This window comes from Rothia sp. HMSC072B03 (assembly GCF_001809565.1).
GTDB lineage: Bacteria > Actinomycetota > Actinomycetes > Actinomycetales > Micrococcaceae > Rothia > Rothia mucilaginosa_A.
This window is the reverse complement of the sequence record NZ_KV797969.1, coordinates 18,309-39,693: the sequence shown is the minus strand read 5'-3', so window position 1 is coordinate 39,693 and position 21,385 is coordinate 18,309. Positions and strand designations below refer to the sequence as shown.

General features: G+C 64.0%; 16 protein-coding genes and 1 tRNA gene. 9 read left to right on the top strand and 8 right to left on the bottom strand.

What is annotated here, in order from left to right; genetic code table 11:
* Positions 1 to 28 precede the first annotated feature (28 nt).
* Positions 29 to 101: transfer RNA gene (locus tag HMPREF2630_RS03525), tRNA-Lys, on the bottom strand.
* A gap of 134 nt (positions 102 to 235) precedes the next feature.
* On the opposite strand from HMPREF2630_RS03525, the gene HMPREF2630_RS03520 reads away from it, so the two are divergent.
* The 6 genes from HMPREF2630_RS03520 to HMPREF2630_RS03495 all read left to right on the top strand — a co-directional run bounded on the left by HMPREF2630_RS03520 (position 236) and on the right by HMPREF2630_RS03495 (position 7,813).
* On the top strand, positions 236 to 967 hold the full coding sequence (locus HMPREF2630_RS03520) for a hypothetical protein (RefSeq protein WP_049333409.1): 732 nt from the start codon (positions 236 to 238) through the stop codon (positions 965 to 967).
* Positions 968 to 1,695: 728 nt separating this feature from the next.
* The gene (locus tag HMPREF2630_RS03515) at positions 1,696 to 2,313 is read left to right on the top strand and encodes a hypothetical protein (protein WP_049333407.1); all 618 of its coding nucleotides are present in this window, start codon (positions 1,696 to 1,698) and stop codon (positions 2,311 to 2,313) included.
* Positions 2,313 to 3,353, top strand: a complete 1,041-nt coding sequence (locus HMPREF2630_RS03510) for an inorganic phosphate transporter (protein ID WP_049333405.1) — start codon at positions 2,313 to 2,315, stop codon at positions 3,351 to 3,353. The genes HMPREF2630_RS03515 and HMPREF2630_RS03510 overlap by 1 nt, the downstream gene beginning before the upstream one ends.
* 141 nt (positions 3,354 to 3,494) lie before the next feature.
* The gene (locus tag HMPREF2630_RS03505; RefSeq protein WP_070483417.1) at positions 3,495 to 4,553 is read left to right on the top strand and encodes a glycosyltransferase family 2 protein; all 1,059 of its coding nucleotides are present in this window, start codon (positions 3,495 to 3,497) and stop codon (positions 4,551 to 4,553) included.
* Positions 4,554 to 4,556: 3 nt separating this feature from the next.
* Complete coding sequence (locus HMPREF2630_RS03500; protein ID WP_070483415.1) at positions 4,557 to 6,257, top strand: polysaccharide pyruvyl transferase family protein; 1,701 nt, start codon at positions 4,557 to 4,559, stop codon at positions 6,255 to 6,257.
* Positions 6,258 to 6,418: 161 nt separating this feature from the next.
* A complete protein-coding gene (locus tag HMPREF2630_RS03495) occupies positions 6,419 to 7,813 on the top strand; it encodes an FUSC family protein (RefSeq protein WP_246822750.1) in 1,395 nt (464 codons plus the stop codon).
* Between the two features lie 90 nt (positions 7,814 to 7,903).
* Here the strand turns inward: HMPREF2630_RS03495 and HMPREF2630_RS03490 are convergent, their stop codons facing one another.
* Complete coding sequence (locus HMPREF2630_RS03490) at positions 7,904 to 9,385, bottom strand: DNA repair protein RadA (RefSeq protein WP_070483411.1); 1,482 nt, start codon at positions 9,383 to 9,385, stop codon at positions 7,904 to 7,906.
* Positions 9,386 to 9,616: 231 nt separating this feature from the next.
* Between HMPREF2630_RS03490 and disA the strand changes: the two genes are divergently transcribed.
* Both disA and HMPREF2630_RS03480 read left to right on the top strand, forming a co-directional pair.
* Positions 9,617 to 10,693, top strand: coding sequence for a DNA integrity scanning diadenylate cyclase DisA (gene disA / locus HMPREF2630_RS03485; protein WP_049344345.1), 1,077 nt, complete (start codon positions 9,617 to 9,619; stop codon positions 10,691 to 10,693).
* Between the two features lie 102 nt (positions 10,694 to 10,795).
* Positions 10,796 to 11,008, top strand: coding sequence for a phosphoglycerol transferase (locus HMPREF2630_RS03480; RefSeq protein WP_070681027.1), 213 nt, complete (start codon positions 10,796 to 10,798; stop codon positions 11,006 to 11,008).
* 124 nt (positions 11,009 to 11,132) lie between these two features.
* Here the strand turns inward: HMPREF2630_RS03480 and HMPREF2630_RS03475 are convergent, their stop codons facing one another.
* The gene (locus HMPREF2630_RS03475) at positions 11,133 to 11,924 is read right to left on the bottom strand and encodes a hypothetical protein (RefSeq protein WP_070483409.1); all 792 of its coding nucleotides are present in this window, start codon (positions 11,922 to 11,924) and stop codon (positions 11,133 to 11,135) included.
* Between the two features lie 92 nt (positions 11,925 to 12,016).
* Here HMPREF2630_RS03475 and HMPREF2630_RS03470 point away from each other — a divergent pair, with 92 nt between their 5' ends.
* The gene (locus HMPREF2630_RS03470) at positions 12,017 to 13,033 is read left to right on the top strand and encodes an HhH-GPD family protein (RefSeq protein WP_070483407.1); all 1,017 of its coding nucleotides are present in this window, start codon (positions 12,017 to 12,019) and stop codon (positions 13,031 to 13,033) included.
* Positions 13,034 to 13,132: 99 nt separating this feature from the next.
* Here HMPREF2630_RS03470 and HMPREF2630_RS03465 read toward each other — a convergent pair whose 3' ends face one another.
* The 5 genes from HMPREF2630_RS03465 to HMPREF2630_RS03445 form a co-directional block, all read right to left on the bottom strand.
* Entirely contained in the window at positions 13,133 to 15,703 is a 2,571-nt protein-coding gene (locus HMPREF2630_RS03465) for an ATP-dependent Clp protease ATP-binding subunit (protein ID WP_049333457.1), read from the bottom strand.
* 843 nt (positions 15,704 to 16,546) lie between these two features.
* Positions 16,547 to 16,897 (bottom strand): histone-like nucleoid-structuring protein Lsr2, encoded by a 351-nt coding sequence (locus HMPREF2630_RS03460; RefSeq protein ID WP_049333459.1) that lies wholly within the window; start codon positions 16,895 to 16,897, stop codon positions 16,547 to 16,549.
* A 799-nt stretch (positions 16,898 to 17,696) separates the two neighbouring features.
* On the bottom strand, positions 17,697 to 19,229 hold the full coding sequence (gene lysS, locus HMPREF2630_RS03455; protein ID WP_239663165.1) for a lysine--tRNA ligase: 1,533 nt from the start codon (positions 19,227 to 19,229) through the stop codon (positions 17,697 to 17,699).
* A gap of 108 nt (positions 19,230 to 19,337) precedes the next feature.
* Complete coding sequence (gene panC / locus HMPREF2630_RS03450) at positions 19,338 to 20,285, bottom strand: pantoate--beta-alanine ligase (RefSeq protein ID WP_070483405.1); 948 nt, start codon at positions 20,283 to 20,285, stop codon at positions 19,338 to 19,340.
* Positions 20,282 to 21,244 (bottom strand): Rossmann-like and DUF2520 domain-containing protein, encoded by a 963-nt coding sequence (locus tag HMPREF2630_RS03445; protein ID WP_049333463.1) that lies wholly within the window; start codon positions 21,242 to 21,244, stop codon positions 20,282 to 20,284. The genes panC and HMPREF2630_RS03445 overlap by 4 nt, the downstream gene beginning before the upstream one ends.
* Positions 21,245 to 21,385: the final 141 nt, after the last annotated feature.

The following is a 21,385-nucleotide window of genomic DNA, read 5'->3' as shown; positions in this document are numbered from 1 at the left end:
GCTGAGCGGGAGGCGACGGGTCGTTCGGTGCGCCCTGTGGGGCTCGAACCCACGACCTGCGGATTAAAAGTCCGTAGCTCTACCGACTGAGCTAAAGGCGCTCTTTCCGCATAGCTATACAGCCTGCAGATAAAAACTACTATACACTAACGGCTCTCGCCTCCGGAACGGTGCGAGGCGCGGCACGGCGGGCGAAAATGCGCGGGGTCACGGCAGGAGTACACTGGGTAATCCTATGTCTACATCCGCATCTTCCACCGGCGGACGCTCCCGCCGCCGCACGCATCACCGACCCGTCCTCTTTACCTCCGAGAAGTTCGAACGGCACGAGGGCGGCATGGATCCCGCCGCCCGTGAGGAGGCGGCTCACGCCTCGGCCCGCATCCTGCTGACGCGCGGGCGCGGCCGGGATCGAGAGCTGACCGAGCGGCTCGTCAGCTTCACCGACGACTACGGCATCGAAATGCTTGCCGAACTATGGTCGCACGCGAGTGCGCACTCCCTGCCGGGCGCGCTCTGGCGCATGTATCGGCTGCGAGACACGGTGCACCGCTCCCCGCGCGGGGTGAGCCGCGCCTTTGAGCTGGGCATGGCGGAGGACTACCGCTCGCACGTGGTGGCGGGGGTGCCGGATCCGCCGGGCGCAGAGGAGGTTGTGCGTACGATTGACGAGATCCTGGCCGGCCTGTACACGGGGGACCTGGATATGGCGATGGAGCGGTGCGCGGCCTTCGCTCGCGTTGTGGCTCTGGGGATTCGCGTGGATTTCGCGCGGTACTCGCGTAATCCGGCGCCGGTGACTCCGGTGGCGACAAGCCACGAGATTAAGCGTGAGGCGGTCGAGCGTCACCTGCGCATGCCGCGGCAGGCGGCGCAGCTCGAGCAGGACGCGCAGGACTTGGAGGCGGTGGCCGCCCAGTGGCGCGCCGCGGAGGCTTCTCGACGAGACCCGGAGGAAATCGCGTAGAGGCCGGGTGCCCCACTCTGCTGGGTTCCTCGATTTGCCGGCTGCCGCTGTTCGCGCCGCGCTCAATCCCTGCCGATAGGGGCCCGATAAGGCGCTTTATTGAAACGCGCAACACCCTCGTCAGATTCTATGGTTTAGGGAAGGGCCGGTGCTTCAATATCCGGGCTGGTTTCATGAGTTGGCACAGGTTCCACATTGGGCCGCAAAGGCCTGAAAAGCCTGTTTCCGATTGACTCTGCGCCGGGTGCGGGTGGATAATAATTACAAGATGTCGGGTTGCTAATAGGTAGCCCCGGGCTCCAAATCTTTAGCCGCTTCGAGCGGCCTTCCGCCGAGAGGCGCTCCCAACCCGACATCCCTAAACGTTCCGGTGGGGGTCGAGAAATCGACCCCCACCGTTTTATGTTGTCGGCCTGTACCTTATGGTCTGCATCTTGGTTTGGGCCGGTCCGTATCTCGGCCCGAATCAGCCCGAGATAGCCCGAGATAGCCCGGTTCAGTCTGGGCTGGTCCGTATCTCGGCCCCAGTTCCAGCACCCGGTTCTGGCGCCCGGTTCTGGCGCATCTCTTCACGCCGTGCCACAAACCCCGTATATGCGAAATTGAGAATATATTATTGCGGATGGGCCCCGGGTACAGGTTCTGGGCACGGATTCCGGGTATAGGTTCCGGGCACGGGCCGCGTCCAAAATACTCCTCAGCCCCGACCACTCGCTAGACTGGGAACTATGCTGCACCGCCTCTTCCCCCACGCGAACGAATCCCTCGCCTCCCTCGCCGAAATCTCGGCCCAGGTCGGCGAGGCCGCGGCGCTCCTCTCCGAAATGGTGGGTTCCCCCGTCGCCGAATACCCCGCCCTCTTCGAGCGCATGCTCGCGCACGAGGCCGACTCCACCGACCTGCTCTACCGCACCCTCACCGAGGTGCGTAGCTCCTTCTCCCCGCCGATTCCGCGCGAGGACATCTACACCCTGGCCCGTAAGCTCACCACCGCTGTTGAAAAGCTCACGAGCGCCGCGCACGTGCTGTCCCTGCACAGCATTGACGGCTTTGCCACGCACATCACCTCAATCCTGGATATCATCCAGCGGCAGGCCGTACTCACCGCGGCCGTCATCCCCAAGCTCGCCGATATCCGCGGCCTCGACAACTACTGGATGGACATGCTCCGCATCTCGCGGCAGGCCCTGCGCACCGCCGAAGAGTACGAAGCCCACATCTCCACCCGCTACACCCACGAACGCTACCGCCGCTACGTGACCTTCCTGGCGCAGCTGACCGCCGCCTCCAACGCGATGCGCGATGTCTCCACCGAGATTGGCCGCATCATCGTGCAGGAGTCCTAATGCTCCTGATTCCCTTCGCCCTCTGCGCGTTCGGCGCGGCCGTCTACGTGACCGGCATGCACGACGCCTCCAACACGGTCGCCGTGCCCGTGCGCACTCGCGCCCTCGGCGAGCGCTCGGCCCTCTACCTGGCGGCGCTCTTCAACGTCCTCGGCGTCGTGAGCGCCTTCCTACTGTTGGGCGAATACTCGGCCACCTGGGTGAGCGCCCCCGAGGGCGAGACCGGCCTGAGCGGCATCCTCGCCGCGTTGCTCGTCTGCTCCATCTGGGGCATGCTGACCTGGGCGCTCCGCCTGCCCTCTTCCTCGACCCACGCGCTCATCGGCGCGCTGGCCGGGGTCAGCTGGTGGGCCCGATTCAGCACGCAGGGCAGCCAGGAACTGCACCTCAGCTCGTTTCTGCCGCACATCTTCGAGGCGACCCTCTGGCCCCTGCTCTACCTGCCTCCGCTGATTTTTGTTCTCTCCTGGGTCATGGTGATTCCCTTCTACCGGCTCGTGGTGGGGCACAACCCGCGCATGGTCAACCAGCACTCCCGCGAGGTGCTCGCGGTGTCCTCCTCCGCGATTTCGCTATTGCACGGGGTGCAGACAGGCTATCTGTACCTGCTCCTGTGGTCGCTCATGGTTCCCCTGCTCGGCGACCATTCGGGCTCCGGCGGAACGTACCGTCTGGACACCGCAGGGATGCTCCTCGGCACGCTCTTCATCGCCCTGACCCTGGGCCTGGGAACGCTCAGCGGCGGGCGGCGCATCGGCTACACCTTCGCGTACAAGATGGTGCGCATCGATCCCCTCCGCGGCGCCGTCGCGCAGGGAACCACCGCCGCCGTGCAGATTCTTGGGTACTTTTTGCTGCAGGTTCCCTTCTCTTCGTCGCACCTGGCGACCGCATCGACCCTGGGTGCGGGTGTTAACCAGCGTTTCAACGCGTTGAAGCCCCGCATTGTGCTTCAGATTCTGCTGGTGTGGATTGTGACCATTCCGGCGTGTTTTATTGTCGGTGTGGCGGTCATGATGGCGGTTCAGGCGCTTCTCTGAGGCTTCGCGGGGCCGCCGCAGACCCCACCTGATTCCCTTTCTCATCTATGATCGGCGCGGGTTGAGCGCGGGAGCTAACGCCCTTCATAATGGTGTGAGTTCACGAGCCTTCACACGGCCTCCCCCAATCGATAAGTGACTATGCCCTCCCCCACCGTAGCTGTTCTGGTCCGCACGAAGGACCGCCCCCGTTTCCTGCGCCGCGCCCTGGCCAATATCGCCGAGCAGACCTTCACCGACTACACGGTCTGCGTCATCAACGACGGCGGGGACGAGTCTGCCACCCGCGCCATTCTGCAGGCCTCGCCCCTCGCGCACCTGCTGGAGGGCGATGCGCCGCGACTCATGCTGATCACCACCAGCGGCGGGAACATGGAGGCGGCCTCGAACGCCGGATTGGCGGCCACCGACAGCAAATTTGTGGCCATCCACGACGATGACGACCTGTGGGCCCCCGAGTTCCTGGAGCGCACCGTCGGGGCCCTGCGCGCAAGCGAAGCACTCATCTGCTCGACCCGCGTGGTGGAACGCTATGAACGCGAAACCCCCGAGGGCGAGTTCGAGGTGTACGAGGAGCGCATCTTCCACGACGGCCTGCCCGGGTTCGGACTGCAGTTCCTCTACCGCACCAACCGCACGGTACCCATTGGCATCCTCTACCGTCGCCGCCTGCACGAGCTGGTCGGTTTCTACGACGAGTCCCTGCCCGTGGTCGGCGATTGGGAGTTCAACCTGCGTGCCGCCGCCGTGACCGAGGTGCTACTCGTGGACGAACCCCTCGCCTACTGGTCGCTGCGCCCGGAGGCCGACGGCGCGGAGGCCAATAGCGTGCAGCGCCAGGCCGAGCACGCCCGTTTTGATGCAAGCGTGCGCGCCCGCGCGATTCGCGACGACCTGCAGTCCGGCGGGCGCCCGGGCCCGTACCTCTATCAGGCGCACCTGATGGCCGATCTGGAACGTCGCGTGATTGACGGGCACGACCTGACCCGCGAATCCCTGGATCTTCTGCGTTCCCTCGGGGAGCAGCTAGAGCGCATTGAGGCTCGTCAGGCCGCTATGGATGCGCGTCAGCGCGAGCTGGAGGCCCGATTCGCTGCCGACCGGTCGCGGGGATGCGGCGCCCTGCGCACTCTGAGTTCCGCGGCCCGCTCCCTCGCGCGGCGCATGCGTTCCGCAACGCCTCACGGGGAGGGCCGCTAACCCATGACGGAGAACGCTCATTCTACTCATTCCCGCGCGCCGCGCGTGATCGTGGTCGGCGATATCGGCCAGCACACCTACCACGTGGGCGACGAGGCGATGACCATTGCGAGCGCTCAGGCACTTGCCGAAGGCGGCGCGGAGGTCACCCTCATGACCCGCGACGAGCGACACTCGGCGCGGTACCTCAACGCGACCCGCGGCGCAGAGGGCGATGGCTACTCCTACCTGCCGTTTTTCCTCTTCCCCTGGGCGCCGGCCGAGCGTGAGCTGACCCTCGCGGCGCTCGAGTGCGTCCTGACTGAGCTGCACGCCGACCGGGAGCGGCCCTCCATCGCCGAATTGGTGGCACTACCGCAGGTGCAGGCGCTGCCCGAGGTGTTGCACCCGCTGGAACAGACCGTCGAACGCATGGTGGGCTTCGCGGACTCCATCGCCGCCATGGACGCGGTCGTCATCTCGGGCGGCGGCAACCTCAACTCCCGCTTCGGCTGGCTCCTCTACGAGCGTGCCTCGGTGGCTCTCGCCACCGAGTACGCCGGTGTTCCCCTATTCGTGACCGGCCAGTCCTTGGGCCCGGTCCTCAACCCCGAGGATGCGCAGGTTCTGGAGCGTATGCTCCGCACCGCCCGTTCGGTGACGGTACGCGAAAGCTCCTCGCTCGCCTGGTGCCGCGAACGGGATATTGACGCGCGCCTGAGCGTGGATGACGCTACCGACTACCCGACGGTTTACCCGGCACGCACCCTGCACTATGCGGAGGGTATTTCAGCAAGTCAGGCACTTAACGAGCTGCCGGAGCACTACGTCTGCGTGACCGTCAACGAATGTACCGACCAGCAGGCTCAGCAGATTGCGCGCCTACTCGACGGCATGTGGCGCGAGCACGGCTACGCGCCCGTATTTCTGAGCCACTACGGTGACCCGCAGGACTCGGCAAGCGGCGATATTCAGGCGCACCAGCGCATCGCCGAGCAGCTCAGTCCCTCCACCCCGGCGACCCTGCTACCGATTCTGCACGCCGACCAGAGCATCACCGTGCACCGGGCGGCGGCGTTCACCCTGACCAGCCGCTACCACCCGGCGGTATTCTCCGCCGCGGCCGGTATTCCGGTGCTCGCGCTGATTCCCGATGCGTTCACGCAGATGCGGGTGGGCGGCGCGCTGAGCCAGTACGGGCTGGGCGAGTTCACCCTTCCGTTGGGCATGCTCGCAGGTGCTGTTCCCGAGCTGATGGTTGCCGCAGCTCTACGACATGCGGCGGTGGCATCGGATGCGCGCCGCACCGAACTGCTGGAGGCCCTGCGAGCCGAGCGTGCCTACCTGCTGACGCAGATTCTTGCGCACGGTGAAGAGAAGCCCGGAAAAACAGAAGCCCCCGCACCCTTCCCCACCGCGACACAAGTCCCGGCGCTGCCCGAGCCGCTGGGTGCGACCATCCGCGCATCCCGCGACCTCTTTACGGCCACGAGCCTGACGGCCGGGTTCGAGTGGGCCATGTCCGACCGGGCGCACTCCTGGGATGCCGTGCACCGCGCCGAGCTCGAGCGCCTGCTGGCCGAGCGGGAAGAGCCCCGCGAGGCGGCCGGCCCCGGCGACAACGAACCTCGAGGGGAAGCCCGGGACGAGCGTAACCCCGAGCCGCCGGAGCCCGAGAACCGCACCGGCTTTCTGCGCCGGGTGGCCCGCCGCATCCGCGGCTAGGTCGGCTGCCCCTCTGGGCGCCTCTCCGGCGCCCCGCAGTACCTCCAGCACCCCAAAGCCGTAGAGAGCACCGACCTGGCCGGGGGTGCAGGTCGCACGTCACAGAACCGCATACCCCGGCCTCCCCTCACCCCGCTCGGCTCGACGGTATGATGGTTCCCATGGCACAATTCGCAGACATTCTTCGCAACGCAGGACGCAGTACTCGACAGTTCATCCACGAGGGCATGCACCGCGTGCGCGTCGATTTCTTTCAGTCTGTGCAGATTGTTGCGGCGTCTATGGGCGCTTGGCTTTTCGCTGAACACATCCTGGGCCACAAGGAGCCCATTTTCGCGCCGGTCGCTGCCCTCGTATCCCTCGGCTATGTAAGCGGTGCTAAGCACTCCCGCCGAATTCTTGAGGTCTCCTTCGGCGTGACCCTCGGTATTCTCATTGGCGACCTTCTGCTGATCCTGCTCGGTCACGGCACCTGGCAGGCGGCAGTGGTGCTTTTCTTGACCGTGATTATTGCCCGATTTATCGATAAGGGCATTATTTTTACGATTCAGCTCAGCTTCCAGGCCTGTTTCACGTTGCTGCTGCCCGTACCTGACGATGCGTTCACCCGCAGTTTTGACGGTCTAGTTGGCGGCGCTTTCGCGTTCCTCGCCATGTACCTGATGCCGCGCGACCCGCGCAAGAACCCGCGTGAACGCGCAACAGCCCTCATGGATGCCTTCGCGAAGGTTTTCACGCTCTCCTCTGAAGCAATCCGCTACTACGACTACAACAAGGCGTACCAGAGCCTGCTCGATGCGCGCGCCCTGCAGCCTCTATACGATGCGTGCCGCGGCGACCTGATTACCGCGCAGGGCATGAACGATCTGTCGTGGAAGAGCCGTAAGAACCGCGAAGAGCTGGAACGCCTGGCGAAGACCCTCGCCGCGGTAGATTTGGCGATTCGTAACGACCGCGTGCTCAACCGCCGTATGGCGTCCACGATTCACCACGTGCAGTTGCGTTCGGCCGCTCAGGTATCGCTGAGCAAGGCTCTGGACGAGCTGTCGCTGGCTTCCCAGAGCATCGGCCTGGGCATGTCTGCGCCGAAGAAGGAGGAGCGCGAGCACTACATGAAGAAGGCGCAGGACCGCATGGTGCGCCTGGCCGGAACCCTCGACCCGCACTACATGGGTGTGGCTTCCTTCGAGGGTGAGTCGCTGGTGCTGATGCTGCGCCTCATCGTGGTGGACTTCATGGAGGCCACCGGCATGAGCCACAAGGAGGCTCTGGACAAGCTGATGCCCCTGGGCGAGGCCATGACGGAGCACGCCCCGAGCACCTCCTCCCTGCCGGTGGTTGACCTGCACGTGAGCCCCGAAGAGATGGAGGCGCGCGCCGCCGAAATGGGCGCCGCCACCGTGACGGGTTCCGTTCCGGAGAACGCTTCGGAGAATATCCAGCGACAGCCCGATCAGCTACACACCCGTTCGATCAACATCATGCTGTTCGAGAACGAGGAGGAGAATACCTCCCAGCCGCGCACCGACCGTCCCTCGCAGGTTCGCCGGGACTAACGGGGTCGGCGACCAGCCGCAAAGCATAGAGGAGGGGGCTCCCGGCCGGCATTCACGTCAGCCGGGAGCCCCCTCCTTGCTTTTGCTGTTTTACTTCTGCGGGAAGAGTAGTGCCAGCGCCTCGCCCAGGGTGGTCACCTCGCGCACGGTGACCCCCTCGGGCACGTCCCCCACGCCGGTCGGGGAGGCGGGCACCAGCACGTGTGTGAAGCCCAGGCGGCCTACCTCCGCGATGCGCTGGCGGATACCCGGCACGGCGCGCACCTCACCCGCCAGGCCCACCTCGCCAAAGACCGCGAGCTTGCGCGGAAGCGGCTTATTCTGCGCCGCCGATGCCAACGCCATGACGCAGGCCAGATCGGCGGCGGGCTCGGCAATTTTTGCACCGCCCACCGTGGATACGTAGCAGTCAAGCTTGCCCACGTTCAGCCCGGCGCGGCGCTGCAGTACCGCCAGGAGCATCTGGATGCGCGCCGAGTCCAGGCCCGAAACGGTGCGTCGAGGTGCCGGTGCTACCGCCTGATCCAGTAGCGCCTGAACCTCCGCGAGCAGGGGGCGGCGGCCCTCCATCGTAACGGTCACGCAGGTGCCCGCCACCGGGTGCGGGGTGCTGGAGACGAACATGCCGGAGGGGTCCAGCACGGGCGCGATGCCATCCTCGTGCATGTCAAAGCAGCCCACCTCGTCGGTGGGGCCGAAGCGGTTCTTAATCGCGCGCAGCATGCGGATATTCGAGTGCTTGTCGCCCTCGAACTGGCAGACCACGTCCACCAGGTGCTCGAGCAGGCGCGGGCCCGCGATGGTGCCCTCCTTGGTCACGTGCCCCACGAGCAGGGTGCACATATTGCGTTCCTTCGCGGCTGCAATCACGGAGGCGGCGACCTCGCGCACCTGGGTGACACCACCGGCGCTACCCTCAACTTCCGCGGAGGCGAGGGTCTGCACGGAGTCAATGACCAGCAGGGAGGGGTTGACCTGCTCAATATGCGCCAGGGCGGTGCCGAGGTCGGTTTCGCTGGTCAGGTAGAGGGTGTCCGCAATGGCACCGATGCGGTCGGCGCGAAGCTTGACCTGCGCGGCGGATTCCTCGCCGGTAATGTACAGGACCGGGCGCGGCGGCTGGGTGTTCTGCGCAGAGGTGTTTTGCACTGGGGTGTTTTGCGCTGGGGTGTTCGTACGGTTCTGCGCGCCCTTCTGCCCCGCAATCCCGGCGGTGCCGCGCGCGAAGGTGGCGGCAACGTCCAGCAGTAGGGTGGACTTGCCCACGCCGGGTTCGCCCGCCATGAGGATGACCGCGCCGGGTACGAGTCCGCCGCCGAGTACGCGGTCAAATTCGGGGTTTCCGGTGCTCATGTAGGCGGCCACACGCGAGTCGACCTCGGCGATGGGCTGGGCGGGCTTCTGCACGCTGGATGCGGCACGGGTGCGCGCGCGGGTTCCCCCGGCGGCTTCTTCGACGGTGCCCCAGGTCTGACACTCGCCGCAGCGGCCCACCCACTTGGCGGTGGTCCAGCCACATTCGGTGCAGCGGTAGGCGGGGGCGGTTTTGGTGGTCTTGGTGCGGGCGCTCATGGCTCTATTGTAGGGGCGGGCCCGCTTTCTTACCGGGGCGAAGGTCATCTCTCGCGACGGGCGTACAGCGGGGCGGCCCGCACCCGTAAAACCATCCGGGGCCGCCGCAAGTGCCTCCCGGGGAACAACATTTCAACATCGTTTAAAATCAAGAATATCTATTCGTTTTTAAGGCACTTTAGCCCGCCGTTTCGCCCCTGACATCGCCCTTTAGGTGCGATTATGGGTACAATGGTCTTCGTGCAGATGAATTATAGTGACCTTTTGCTGAAAACTATCGCCCGAATCGCCCCCGGCACCGAGCTTCGCGAGGGCCTGGAACGCATTATGCGTGGCCGTACGGGCGCGCTCATCGTACTCGGCTCCGACCGCACCGTTTCCTCCATGTCTTCGGGCGGTTTCAACATCGACACTGAGTTTTCGGCAACCCGCCTGCGCGAGCTGGCGAAGATGGATGGCGCCATCATCTGCGACCGCGACGCCACCCGCCTGCTGCACGCCGCAGTGCAACTCATGCCGGACGCCTCCATCGACACGAACGAGTCCGGCACCCGCCACCGCACCGCCGAGCGCACCGCGATTCAGACCGGTTTCCCGGTGATTTCGGTGAGCGCCTCAATGTCCGTCATTTCGGTGTACGTTGACGGCACCCGCTACACGGTCGAGGACAGCCAGTACCTCATGGCCCGCGCGAACCAGGCGATTCAGACCCTTGAAAGCTATAAGAAGCGCCTGCGCTCTGTGCTTTCCTCACTCTCGGCCCTGGAGATTGAGTCCAACGTGTCCCTGGCGGATGTGGCGATGACCCTTCAGCGCATGGAGATGGTGAACCGCATTATCCGCGAGGTCAGCCACTACGTGCTGGAGCTCGGCGTGCACGGCCGCCTGATTGCCCTGCAGCTGGAGGAGCTGCGCGCCCCCGAGATGACCGCCAGCGACCTGATTCTGCGCGACTACCTGCCCGAGGCGAATGACGAGCTGATCGCCGCCGGCGTGCAGGCGCTCCAGAACCTAGACGGTATGGGCATCGTCGATTTGCGCGCGATTGCCCGCACCGTCGGCTTTGGCGAGAACCCCGATTTGGAGACTCCCCTGCAGCCGCGCGGCTTCCGTCTGCTCGCCGGTATTCCGAGCATTCCGAACGCGATTGCCGAACGCCTCGTGGAGCGCTTTGGGAGCCTTCAGGCCCTCATGGCGGCTTCCCTTGAGGATTTGCGAGCCGTGGATGGCGTGGGCGAGGCGCGCGCCCGCACGGTGCGCGAGCAGCTGACCCGCATGGCGGAAAGCAGCCTGGAGCGCTATCTCTAATCACCCGGGTACACCCCTAGCAATTGAGACCGGTTCCGGGTTATGATGTGTCGACAGAGGTTTCCCCTCGTCCAGGCCATAACACGTCACGAGGAGGTCACTATGGCCAAGCGCTCCGTCCCGTTCTTTGTGTGGGCTTCCCCCATTCTTTTTCTGATTTACCTGCCACTGCTGTGGTTCCGAGTCATCCCCAACTCCTTTGAGGTGACCGACCCGCCCACCCTGCTTCTAGCTGCCCTGCAGTGGACCGTCTTTGGTGGCTTGCTCGGCTACCTGGGTGAGCGCCGCTTCTCCAAGCCGCGCACCTCCAAGTAGCACACCTCCAGGTAGCGCCACGCAACAGCCTTATACGAAAAGCCCCCGCGCCGGAGAGTATCCGGCGCGGGGGCTTCTTACGCCCGCTCACGGGCGAAAACTATGGGAGGGCTCGGCGAAGCGACTACTGAATCACGAAGTTCACCTTGGTCGAGGTTACGCCGTTCACCGTTGCGGTTGCCCAGTAGGAACCCTTCTGGGCGTTCGAAGCGGCGGAGCAGCCCAGAACGTTGATCTTGCGATCCCAGGCCAGGTCGGTTGCGCCCTCGGCGCCCGCGGCAACCTCAGCCTTCGGCAGGGTGGTCGCGGTGCACAGGCTACGGGTGTACACCTGCGCCGATCCCGAGGTGATGTTCAGGTCCACGCCGGTATTTGCACCCTCGCCACCCACGGCGCAGGGGGTCTTCGAGGAGTTCGTGTAGGTCACGTGGAACGAGACCTGCTCGCCCGCGGCGAACGTGCGCTTCGCGGGGGTAACGGTCACTTTCAGGTCGTTCGCGGTGCAGGCTGCCACCACACCCGCCGCACTTGCGCTCGGGGTGGCGGAGGGGGTGGCCTGCGCGGTCTTGGCCTCGCTCGGCTTTGCCTCGGGGCTCTTGGTTTCAGCAGCCTTGGTCTCGGTGGCATTAGGGGAGGCACTCTTGGTCGCCGTCTCGCTCGGGGAGGCAGAAGGACTTGCCGAGGCGGAAGCGCTAGCCGAGGCCGTTTCGGAGGGGCGCGCGCTGAAGCTCTGGAAGGGCGCACCGGAAGCCGTCGCGGTGGAAGCGACGGTGGCGTCCTTCTTGTTATTAATCATGCCGACGATGCTCGTCACGCCCGCAACCAGCAGGAGAATGACGGCGAGCAGGGCAACAACCGCCACGATGCGACGGCGGCGGTAAACTTCGGGAGGCAGAACGGGACCGTTTTCAGACATACTCTAAGGATACCGGGTTTCAACCTTAGATTCACCATGAACCCATTCCATGCCGTTTTGGGAATATATAGCCCGTGACGTAGGCTTTTCTGATGATTCTAGAAGCAGCAGACCCCGCAAATCACCTCCCACAAGGCATCAAGCCGCACCTTCTGCACGAACGCATTAATGGCTGGTTCCTGCAGAACGCACGCGACCTGCCCTGGCGCCGCGACGACTGCTCGCCCTGGGGCGTGATGGTCAGCGAATTCATGCTGCAGCAGACCCCCGTCAAGCGCGTCCTGCCCGCCTGGGAGGAGTGGATGCGCCGCTGGCCCACCCCCGCAGACCTGGCCGCCGAGCCCGTCTCGGAGGCGGTGCGCGCCTGGGGTCGCCTGGGTTACCCGCGCCGCGCTCAGCGCCTGCACGGGGCTGCCGTGGCGATTGTAGAGCGGCATGATGGTAAGGTTCCCGCCGACCACGATGCGCTCCTCGACCTGCCGGGCGTGGGCTCCTACACGGCCGCCGCCATCAGCGTTTTCGCGTTCGGCCTGCGAGAGACAGTCATCGACACGAATATTCGCCGCGTGCACGCCCGCGCCGTCAGCGGCAAGGCTCTCCCCTCCCGCTCGCTGACGGCCGCCGAAACCCGCCTGGCCGAGGCACTCATGCCCGCCGATACCCCCACCTCCTGCGTGTGGAACGCGGCGACCATGGAGCTCGGTGCGCTGGTCTGCACCGCGAAGTCCCCGACCTGCGAGCAGTGCCCCGTGCAGGATGTGTGCGCCTGGATTGCGGCCGGCCGACCCGAGGCTGAGTACACGCCAAAGGGCCAGGCCTGGCACGGCACGGACCGCCAGGTGCGCGGCGCCGTCATGGCGGTTCTCCGCGCCGCCCACGAGCCCGTGGAGCGGAGCCTCATCCTGGGCGCAGCCTCGGCCACCGGCGCTGCCGCCTCGCCCGACCTGGTGTTCCCCGCGAATGTTCCGGCCGAGGTGTACCGCCCGCTCAAGGCGTTGTACGCGCTCTCCCCCGCCTCCGAACAGCTGCAGCGCTGCTACGCGGGCCTTCTGGCTGATTCTCTGGCCCGTGAGGTACCGGAGGGCGGGCGGGTACTCGTCTCGCTTTAGAAAGGCCCCAGAGGGCCTTAGAATGCGCAAAACGCCCGAGGGGCGGCACCGAATAACCGGTACCACCCCTCGGGCGTTTTGTGCGCTAGAGCCTAGAGCCTAGTCGTTACCCTGGCCCTCGCGGACCTCGGAAGCGGGAGCCTCGGAAGACTCGCCCTCCTTCGCGGGCTCCTTCACGGACTCCAGGGAGAGCTCCTTCATTGGCTGAGACGAGAAGACGAACTTCGCGGAGTCGCCCTCGCCCTCAACGTCCACGGTAATCTTCTCTCCGGGCTTGATGTCGCCGAAGAGAATCTTCTCGGACAGGGCGTCCTCGATGTTGCGCTGCATCTCGCGGCGCAGCGGGCGGGCACCCATAGCCGGGTCGTAACCCTTGGCTGCCATGAGGGCCTTCGCCGCGTTGGTCAGCTCGATGGACATATCCTGCTCCGCCAGGCGCTTGGCCAGGCGACCCACGAACAGGTCCACAATCTGCAGAATCTCGGATTCCGAGAGCTGCGGGAAGACGATAATGTCATCCACACGGTTCAGGAACTCGGGACGGAAGTGCTCCTTGAGGCTTTCCATCACGCGAGCCTGCATGCGCTCGTAATCGGCGGCGGAATCGTCCATGGCCTGGAAACCAACCGGGATGCGGCGGTTCACATCGCGGGAACCCAGGTTGGTGGTCATGATGATCACGGTGTTCTTGAAGTCCACCACGCGACCCTGCGAGTCGGTCAGGCGGCCGTCCTCAAGAATCTGCAGCAGCGAGTTGAACAGGTCGGAGTGAGCCTTCTCCACCTCGTCGAACAGGACCACGGAGAAGGGCTTGCGGCGCACCTTCTCGGTCAGCTGACCGCCCTCTTCGTAGCCAACGTATCCGGGAGGGGCACCGAACAGACGGGAGACGGTGTGCTTCTCCTGGTACTCGGACATATCCAGGGTGATGAGGGCGTCCTCGTCACCGAAGAGGAACTCGGCCAGGGCCTTAGCAAGCTCGGTCTTACCCACACCGGTCGGACCTGCGAAGATGAACGAGCCACCGGGACGGTGCGGATCCTTCAGACCCGCACGGGTACGACGAATCGCACGGGACAGGGCCGCAATGGCGTGCTCCTGGCCGATGACGCGCTTGTGGAGCTCCTGCTCCATGGTCAGCAGGCGGCTGGACTCTTCCTCGGTGATCTTGTAGACGGGCACGCCGGTGGAGGCGGCCAGAACCTCGGAAATCACCTCGGGGGTCACGACGCCGTAGGCGTCTCCGCCGCCCTCACGCCATTCCTTCTCTGCGGCTTCCTTCTCGGCCAGGACCTTCTGCTCCTGGTCGCGCAGGCCGGCTGCCTTCTCGTAATCCTGCGAGTTGATGGCCTCTTCCTTCTGCTGGCGCAGCTTGGCGGCCTTCTCGTCCAGAATCTTAATTTCCGGCGGAGCGGTCATGCGCTTGATGCGCAGGCGAGCACCGGCCTCGTCAATCAGGTCGACGGCCTTATCCGGCAGGAAGCGGTCGGAGATGTAGCGTGCCGCGAGGTTCACGGCGGTCTCAATCGCCTCGTCGGTGATGGTGACACGGTGGTGAGCCTCGTACTTATCGCGCACACCCTTCAGAATCTGCACGGCGAGCTCCTGGGAGGGCTCGTCCACCAGAATCGGCTGGAAGCGGCGCTCCAGGGCGGCGTCCTTCTCGATGTGCTTGCGGTACTCGTCCAGGGTGGTTGCACCGATGGTCTGCAGCTCGCCTCGAGCCAGCATGGGCTTGAGGATGGAGGCGGCGTCAATCGCGCCTTCGGCGGCACCGGCACCCACCAGGGTGTGGATCTCGTCGATGAACAGGATGATGTCGCCGCGGGAGCGAATCTCCTTCAGGACCTTCTTCAGGCGTTCCTCGAAGTCACCGCGGTAGCGGGAACCGGCCACGAGGGAGCCGAGATCCAGGGTGTACAGGTGCTTATCCTTGAGGGTCTCGGGGACGTCACCGTGCACGATGGCCTGGGCCAGGCCCTCAACCACGGCGGTCTTACCCACACCGGGCTCACCGATCAGCACGGGGTTGTTCTTGGTGCGGCGAGAGAGAACCTGCATGACGCGTTCCATCTCGTGGTGACGGCCAATCACCGGGTCCAGCTCGCCCTCACGCGCTGCGGCGGTGAGGTTGCGGCCGAACTGATCCAGAATCGTGGAACCCGCGGGAGTGCCTTCGCGAGAGTTACCTGCACCCACGCCGGCAGTTTCCTTCTCGCCGGAGTTGTTGCCGGGGTAGCCGGAAATCAGGTCCATGACAGCCTGGCGCACGGCGGCGGGCTCAGCGCCCAGCTTAACGAGCACCTGGTTTGCCACGCCCTCGTTCGCACGAACCATGCCCAGCAGGATGTGTTCGGTGCCGATGTAGCCGTGGTTTAGCTGAATAGCCTCGCGCATGGACAGTTCGAGAACCTTCTTCGCGCGGGGGGTGAAGGGGATGTGTCCGTTGGGGGCCTGGGGGCCGGGGCCGACGATGTCCTGAACCTGTTCACGTACTGCGTTCAGGGTAACGCCCAATGATTCCAGGGCGCGTGCACCGATGCCTTCGCCCTCGTGAATCAGACCGAGCAGCAGGTGTTCGGTACCGATGTAGTTGTGGTTGAGCATGCGTGCCTCTTCCTGGGCAAGCACCACAACGCGCCGAGCTCGGTCGGTAAAGCGTTCAAACATTTACGCACTCCTTGCATTTTCCTATTGATACAAGAGTACGTTGAGTGCCGGGTTTCTGCCCTGCGCTCGGGCATCTGTTCGCCATCAAGAGAACGGAAAGGGCGCGGGCGGAAGGCAATCGGGGCGGACAGATTCCTTTGCCGGGGCTCGGCAGCGCGTCCGCTCATCTTTCGAAGCGCCCGGCACCTTTTTGAGGGTCGCCTCGCGACACTCGAATGCACATATTACCGAACACAAACACAGAAAAATCCACGTATAGGAATACGATAGGCCCAGATTATCTGCAGAGAATCCCGGATATTGCAGAATATGCACTGTCTTTCAAAGTATATGCACGCCAATCACTCGACGGGACGACAATAATTCCTGGGCTCGCGCGAGAATCTCACTACATGATTCACGACTTCCCCATCATTCCCTAAAGCGCGTAAAAATACATAAAGATATAGATGCCACGAACGGGTGAATAATCCCGGAAATAATAACACGCGCACTCATCGCTCACGAGTTATTCGCGCGGAGAGAATCAATCTGGGGCTATGCCCTTATAAATACGGACGCAATGATATCGACATTCCGTCTGTACATTCTGGCGAGTGCAGGAAATTGCACTCTCTGCTGCCAACAATATGTTTTACAAGTAAATTAAACATGCTGGTGCCTCGGTAGGACACCGCACGCTTTCCCCCACCCTCCAGGATTGATAATTCAAATCCTCGCGCCGCGGCCCCGATATTTACCGCCGCATAAAAACGCTCACGGCGGATAGCGATAATCGCTATCCGCCGTGAGCGTACACAATGCATTTGCTCCGCGCGGAGCAAAACCCGAAGGGGCTAGAAATTAAGCCTGTTCCTTCATTGCTGCGTAGTATGCATCCTGAATGTCCTGGTGGATGCGGCCACGGTCGGAAACCTTGTGGCCGTTAGCCTTAGCCCACTCGCGAATCGCTGCGGTCTCGGGGTTACGCTTGACCGGAGCGGCGGTACCGCGGGGTGCGCGGGTGCGCTGAGCGGAGCCCTGCACGCGGCGGGACTTAGCTACGAAGGGACGGATAGCGTCGCGCAGACGTGCGGCGTTTGCGGAGGACAAATCAATCTCGTAGTGAGCGCCATCCAGGCCGAAGCGGATGGTCTCGTCGGCGGGGCCGCCGTCCAAATCGTCTTCAAGGATGATGCGAACCTTCTGTGCCATAAATGGCACCTCCCTCATCTGTTGCATATATCCTATGGGCGCAAAACCCTGAAGCCCCTATCGAAAATTGATAGAGAAAAAGTGTGCCGGATATACATATGTACTAATTTCCTATATATCGTAACAGAAATACCGGAGGCGTTCATTGCGCAAACCGGCAAAATAGACGGGTAAATAACACCCGAGAATAATATGAGGAATATTTTCGGGAATATCGTCCCCAAATTATCGGCAATACGGAGGCTGTTCTCTGTACGCATATTATCGCCTCCGCTGTGCGGGTCGGCTCATTAAATAGCCCACCGGTCGAACGCTAGAGACGCGCCGCGTGCATTTGAATGGTGCGCGTCAGGAAATCAGCAGGAATAATCTCGCGGATAATCCTTCATCCCGCGCGGAACGGCAAAACGATCTCAACGGTATATTCCACACCCGCACGCCCCTATTCATTGCGAATCCGTAAGTCTTCACCGAGAATACTTTTCGCTCGCCGTCCCCATATACGGCTGACTAGCCAAAACTAAGCTACAGCCGGAGAATTTCAAACCGATAAAAGCCGCCCGAAAACACCACATCCGAAAGCGCCGAAGCAAAAACACCGAGATGAAAACACGACTACGAGAAACACGGAGCCGAGCCCGCCCGAGCCCATATAGGGCTGAGTACCGGATTCACTTGGGCAGGGTATACGAGAGCGGGGGCCGCGAGCGCACACGCGCCCGCGGCCCCCGCCGCGTTCAAACCCGGAACGCCCCGCGCAAACACGCGCGGAACGAGTCCGGGCCCTCAAGATAAGAAATTAAGCTTCCGGCTTCATGAGCGGGAACAGAATCGTCTCGCGAATACCGGGCTGACGCACCACGGTACCCGGACGCTCCGGGTCCTGATCGCCGGCCAGCAGCATAATCAGACGATCGATGCCCAGACCAATGCCACCCATCGGGGGTGCACCGTGCTCCAGGGCGCGCAGGAAGTCCTCATCCAGCTCCATCGCCTCATCGTCACCGGCGGCAGCCAGCAGCGACTGGGCGGTCAGACGCTCACGCTGAATCACCGGGTCAATCAGCTCGGAGAACGCGGTACCGCGCTCCATGCCGCCGATAATCAGGTCCCAGGCCTCAATCAGCGGCGCACCGGAACGGTGCGGGCGGGCCAGCGGCTGGGCGCTCGGCGGGTAATCGTACACGAAGGTCGGGTTCACCAGGGTCGGCTCGACAATCTCGCCGAAGAGCTCGATGACGAGCTTCTCTGCGTCCCACTTCGGGTCGATGTCAACCTCGTGCTTCTCGGCAATCTCGCGCAGAACGGATGCGTCGGTCTCCGGGGTAATCTCGACGCCCACGGCCTCGGACAGGCCCGGGTACACGCCAACCCACTTCCACTCGCCAAACAGGTCAATGGTGCCGCGCTCGGTCTCGATGCGCTCGGTACCGACGGCCTTGGCGCAGCTCTGGATAATCTCCTTCATGCGCTCGGCCATTACGAACTGGTCGGCGTACGCCTCGTAGCACTCCAGGGTGGTGAACTCGGGGCTGTGAGTCGAGTCGACGCCCTCGTTGCGGAACACGCGACCAATCTCGTACACGCGCTCAATACCGCCCACCACGGCGCGCTTGAGCGGCAGCTCGGTCGCGATGCGCATGGTCATCGGCTGGTCGAAAGCGTTCAGGTGGGTGCGGAACGGACGAGCCGTCGCGCCACCGTGAATCAACTGCAGGACCGGGGTCTCAACCTCGACGTAGCCGTGCTCGTCCAGTACGCGGCGCACGGTGCGGGTAATCAGGGCACGCTTCTTCACCAGCTCGCGGGCCTCCTCGCGCACCATCAGGTCCAGGTAGCGCTGGCGCACGCGGGTTTCCTCGTTCAGGTCCTTGTGCAGAACCGGCATGGGGCGGATAGCCTTCGAGGCCATCTTCCAGTCGGTCACCATGATCGACAGCTCACCGCGGCGAGACACAATCACGCGGCCGGTCACGAACACGTGGTCACCCAGGTCAACCAGGGACTTCCACTCGGCCAGGGACTCCTCGCCCACCTCAGCCAGCGACAGCATCGCCTGGATGCGCTTGCCCTCGGTACCGCCCTGCAGGGTCGCGAAGCACAGCTTACCGGTGTTACGAACGAACACCACGCGGCCGCCCACGTGCACCACGCGGTCGGTCTCGTCGCCAGCCTTCAGCTCGCCGGACTCCAGCTTCGGGTCGTACTCGGCGCGCAGATCCTCGATGTGGTTGGGCTCCACACGGTTACCCTCGGAATCCAGCAAGCCCACCGGGTATGCCTCACGACCCGACTCAATCAGCTTCGCGCGCTTCTCCAGGCGAATCTGCATCTGCTCGGACATATCAGCAATCGCCGGTGCGGCGTGGTGCTCAGTGCTCACGGTGATACCTATCTGTGTAGTGTGTTGGGAAGTCTCTAAACGAAATTCAGCGAACGCTTAGCGCAGGTCCATGTTGTCAATCAGGCGGGTCGGGCCCACATACGCGGCGACCAGGGCCAGCACGCGCTCCGAATCCTCGGTCGGCTCGCCGAAAGTCATCGGGTCGACCAGTTCCAGGTAATCGAGGCGCACGCCCGGGGTGGAGTTGATGCGCTCGCGCGCGCCCTCCAGGTCAATCTCGTGGAAGCCGCGGTTCAGCGAGTTCTCGCGCAGCATGGCCAGGGTGCGGGAGAGCACCAGAGCCGATTCGCGCTCCTCATCCGACAGGTAGCCGTTGCGCGAGGAGAGGGCCAGGCCGTTATCGTCGCGCACAATGGCCACGGGGCGCAGGGTCACGTCGTGGTTGAAGTCGTGAACCATGCGCTGAATCAGGATGTACTGCTGGGCGTCCTTCTGGCCGAAGTACGCGTTCACCGGGTGTGAGCCGGCGGCGGGGCGAATGATGTTGAAGAACTTATTCACCACGGTCAGCACGCCGTCGAAGTGTCCGGGGCGAGTTGCGCCCTCGAACCTGGTGCCCAGCTCGCCGCTCGAGATGCGGATCAGCGGGTCGCCGTCGGGGTACATCTCCTCCACCGAGGGGGCGAAGATGATGCTCACGCCGGCGGCACCAGCCAGCTCAGCGTCGGCCTCGAGGGTACGCGGGTACGCCTCGTAGTCCTCGCCGGGGCCGAACTGCAGCGGGTTCACAAACACAGAGGCGACAACAACATCGTTCTGCTCGGAAGCGCGGCGCAACAGGGTGGCGTGGCCATCGTGGAGGGCACCCATAGTGGGCACGTAACCCAGGGTGGCGGTACGGTACTGAACGTCAGTGCCGTTCTGCTCCGCCTCGAGGCGGGCAGCACGGTCCAGGGCGTCCTGCGCGGTGGCCAAAGCCTGCGCGATAGCGGTGCGGAACTCCGCAATAGTGGTCACGACGCGGGGCATCGAAGTCTCAGTCATGACGAGAACTCCTTGTTTTCGGGGGCAGAATCGTCGGTGTCGCCGGTGTACTCCACGTTCGCGGAAGGTTCCACCAGGCTTTCGATCCGTTCCAGTTGTTCATCGTTTAACAAACCTCTATTATGCGCCCTTTTTGCGGTCGCATGCGCCAGAGCGGCGTAAGAGTCTGTAATATCACCTGTTTTTTCTCCCTGTGCATACTCGCCGAGCGCCCTCATGTGGGCGGCCACGGTACCCGCATCGCCGCGCGCAACGGGACCGGTTAGGGCCCCTTCGCCGCTTGCGAGCGCGTTATCCACGGCCGCGCGGACCAGCGGACCCATGTAGTGGGCCGGGTCCTCAATGCCGATGGATGCGAGCATCTGCTGAGCCTGGCCCAGAATCGTCACGAGGTGGTTCGAGGCGTGGGCCAGGGCTGCGTGGTACAGGGCTCGGTCGGCTTCGGCCACGTGGACGGGCTCGCCACCCATCTCAACCACCAGGGCCTGCGCGATGGGCAGGAAGGGGGCGGGGCCGGTCACCGCGAAGCTCGTGCCGTTCAACCGCTGCAGGTCCATGGACAGGCCCGTGAAGGTCATGGCCGGGTGAATGGCCAGGCCAATGGCGCCCAGGGCCGTTGCGGGGGCGAAAACCTCCGTGCCGTGACGGCCGGAGGTGTGCACCAAAAGCTGACCGGCGGTGATGCTCCCGGAGGAGGCCAGGTAGGTGATGAGGCCCGGCAGCTCGTCGTCGGGGACGGCCAGAATCAGCAGTTCGCTCCGTTCGGCAATCTGTTCCACCGGAAGCAGCGGCACATCGGGGAGCAGCATCGCGGCGCGCTCCCGGGAGGCCTCGGACACCGCGTGAACGCCCACAATCGTGTGCTCGCAGGCGCGCAGGGCCGCGCCGAGGACGGCGCCAACCTTCCCGGCTGAAATGATTCCGATGCCCAAACGGGCGGGTTTTGAATGGTGTACCACGGTTCTTAAGTATATTCGCCCGCACCGGGCGGCGCCTCCGGCTGGTTTACGCCTGTGGATAACCCGGCCGCGCGTCGGGTGGAGAGCCGCTGAGGCGGCGCAGACGGCGCGAGGCCCGCCCGCACCGAGTGGTGCGGGCGG

What these genes read in the sequence shown, in the direction of transcription:
- HMPREF2630_RS03515 (WP_049333407.1), top strand. Translation starts at nt 1,696, where the DNA reads ATGCTGCACCGCCTCTTCCCCCACGCGAACGAATCCCTCGCCTCCCTC.
- HMPREF2630_RS03510 (WP_049333405.1), top strand. Translation starts at nt 2,313, where the DNA reads ATGCTCCTGATTCCCTTCGCCCTCTGCGCGTTCGGCGCGGCCGTCTAC.
- HMPREF2630_RS03480 (WP_070681027.1), top strand. Translation starts at nt 10,796, where the DNA reads ATGGCCAAGCGCTCCGTCCCGTTCTTTGTGTGGGCTTCCCCCATTCTT.
- disA (WP_049344345.1), top strand. Translation starts at nt 9,617, where the DNA reads ATGGTCTTCGTGCAGATGAATTATAGTGACCTTTTGCTGAAAACTATC.
- HMPREF2630_RS03520 (WP_049333409.1), top strand. Translation starts at nt 236, where the DNA reads ATGTCTACATCCGCATCTTCCACCGGCGGACGCTCCCGCCGCCGCACG.
- lysS (WP_239663165.1), bottom strand. Translation starts at nt 19,229, where the DNA reads ATGCAGATTCGCCTGGAGAAGCGCGCGAAGCTGATTGAGTCGGGTCGT.
- HMPREF2630_RS03505 (WP_070483417.1), top strand. Translation starts at nt 3,495, where the DNA reads ATGCCCTCCCCCACCGTAGCTGTTCTGGTCCGCACGAAGGACCGCCCC.
- HMPREF2630_RS03460 (WP_049333459.1), bottom strand. Translation starts at nt 16,897, where the DNA reads ATGGCACAGAAGGTTCGCATCATCCTTGAAGACGATTTGGACGGCGGC.
- HMPREF2630_RS03495 (WP_246822750.1), top strand. Translation starts at nt 6,419, where the DNA reads ATGGCACAATTCGCAGACATTCTTCGCAACGCAGGACGCAGTACTCGA.
- HMPREF2630_RS03500 (WP_070483415.1), top strand. Translation starts at nt 4,557, where the DNA reads ATGACGGAGAACGCTCATTCTACTCATTCCCGCGCGCCGCGCGTGATC.
- HMPREF2630_RS03490 (WP_070483411.1), bottom strand. Translation starts at nt 9,385, where the DNA reads ATGAGCGCCCGCACCAAGACCACCAAAACCGCCCCCGCCTACCGCTGC.
- panC (WP_070483405.1), bottom strand. Translation starts at nt 20,285, where the DNA reads ATGACTGAGACTTCGATGCCCCGCGTCGTGACCACTATTGCGGAGTTC.
- HMPREF2630_RS03465 (WP_049333457.1), bottom strand. Translation starts at nt 15,703, where the DNA reads ATGTTTGAACGCTTTACCGACCGAGCTCGGCGCGTTGTGGTGCTTGCC.
- HMPREF2630_RS03475 (WP_070483409.1), bottom strand. Translation starts at nt 11,924, where the DNA reads ATGTCTGAAAACGGTCCCGTTCTGCCTCCCGAAGTTTACCGCCGCCGT.
- HMPREF2630_RS03470 (WP_070483407.1), top strand. Translation starts at nt 12,017, where the DNA reads ATGATTCTAGAAGCAGCAGACCCCGCAAATCACCTCCCACAAGGCATC.